The organism is Streptomyces sp. SID11385, from assembly GCF_010548245.1.
Classification (GTDB): Bacteria; Actinomycetota; Actinomycetes; order Streptomycetales; family Streptomycetaceae; genus Streptomyces.
The window spans coordinates 1-1,257 of the sequence record NZ_JAAGLR010000516.1 but is presented as its reverse complement, the minus strand read 5'-3'; the positions used below and the strand labels follow the sequence as shown (position 1 = coordinate 1,257).

1 protein-coding gene is annotated in these 1,257 nt (G+C 78.0%); it reads right to left on the bottom strand.

The window, feature by feature from the left end; translation table 11 throughout:
* Positions 1-275: 275 nt before the first annotated feature.
* Positions 276-1,079: a maleylpyruvate isomerase family mycothiol-dependent enzyme gene (locus tag G3I42_RS15990; protein WP_164286542.1), complete on the bottom strand. Its 804-nt coding sequence runs from the start codon at positions 1,077-1,079 to the stop codon at positions 276-278.
* Between the last annotated feature and the right edge of the window lie 178 nt (positions 1,080-1,257).

Here is a 1,257-nt window from a genome sequence, read left to right as displayed (position 1 = left end):
GCCGCAGCCGCCGGGGGACCACCTGACGGGGGTGCTGCGGGGTGTGGCGGCGGAGGCCGCTCGGGTCCTGGGGACGGGCCCCGGGCCCGGCGGGATCGTGGGGGCGGGCAGCGGGGTCGTGGCGCTGGGGGCTCCGGGGGCGCGGGAGCTCCAGGCGCTTCGGGGGTGAGGCGGGCGCCCCGGCCCGGAGCCGGGAGGAGCGCGTGTCGCCCGAAAGACGGAACCTGCGCCCACCCCCGAGGTGGACGCCGGTGCGCGGCGCTCTCAGCGCCGGCTCAGCCCAGCAGGGGCAAGTACGGGGAGAGGTCGGCGCGTTCGCCGCTCGCGCTCACGCGGGCCGCGGCGCGTTCGCTCGACCAGTCGGTGCGGCCCGTGGCGAGGCGGACCCAGGTGAGGGGGTCGGTCTCGACGACGTTGGGCGGGGTGCCGCGCGTGTGGCGGGGGCCCTCGACGCACTGCACGACGGCGTACGGCGGCACCCGTACCTCCGTCGACGCGCCGGGCACGTGGGCGGCGAGCGCGTCGGCGAGCAGGCGTGTGCAGGCGGCGAGCGCCTGCCGGTCCAGGGGCACCTCGCGCCCGGTCGCGCGCGCCAAGTCATCGCTGTGCACGACGAGTTCGACGCAGCGGGTGACGAGGAAGTCGCCGAGGGCCATGGGCCCGGCGGGGGCGGCGACGAGCCGTCCGGGCAGGGCTCCTTCGAGCACCCGGTCGGCGCGCGTCGCGGTCTCGGCGAGCCAGTCGTCCAGCGCGGCGCGCCCCACGAGCCCGGCGGCCCGCTCCCGTACCCGCTCCTCGTTGAGCGCGGCCCGCGTGACAGTCGTGAACGGCCAGTCGGTGAGGGCTACTTGGGACCCGGTCGGCGGCTCCGCCTCAACCGCGCGCGTCACCGACTCCAGGGTGAGCCCGAGGTGCGTGACGAGTTCCGCGACGGTCCATTCCCCGAGCCCGGAGGGCAGCGCGAGTTCCTTCTCGCCGAGCCCGCGCACGGCCGCTCGGGCGAGCCCGTACTGGGCGAAGAGCGCGGTGCTCGTCTTCCGGAAGTCATAGGTGCGGGGGCGGCGCTTGGCGGGTGGCATGGGACGAGCGTAGGCGGTCCGCGGCACCGGCCGCACCGTGCTGCCGGAGGAGGCGGTCCCGCCGGTCCGGGGGTATGCGGGCACGGCAAGGCGGGGCTCCGGCCGCCCTCCTCGCGGCGGCCGGAGCCCTGGGGTCGTTCTCAGGCGCCGGGGGCGTCCCCCGGAGCGGCGGGCCCGC

What these genes read in the sequence shown, in the direction of transcription:
- G3I42_RS15990 (WP_164286542.1), bottom strand. Translation starts at nt 1,079, where the DNA reads ATGCCACCCGCCAAGCGCCGCCCCCGCACCTATGACTTCCGGAAGACG.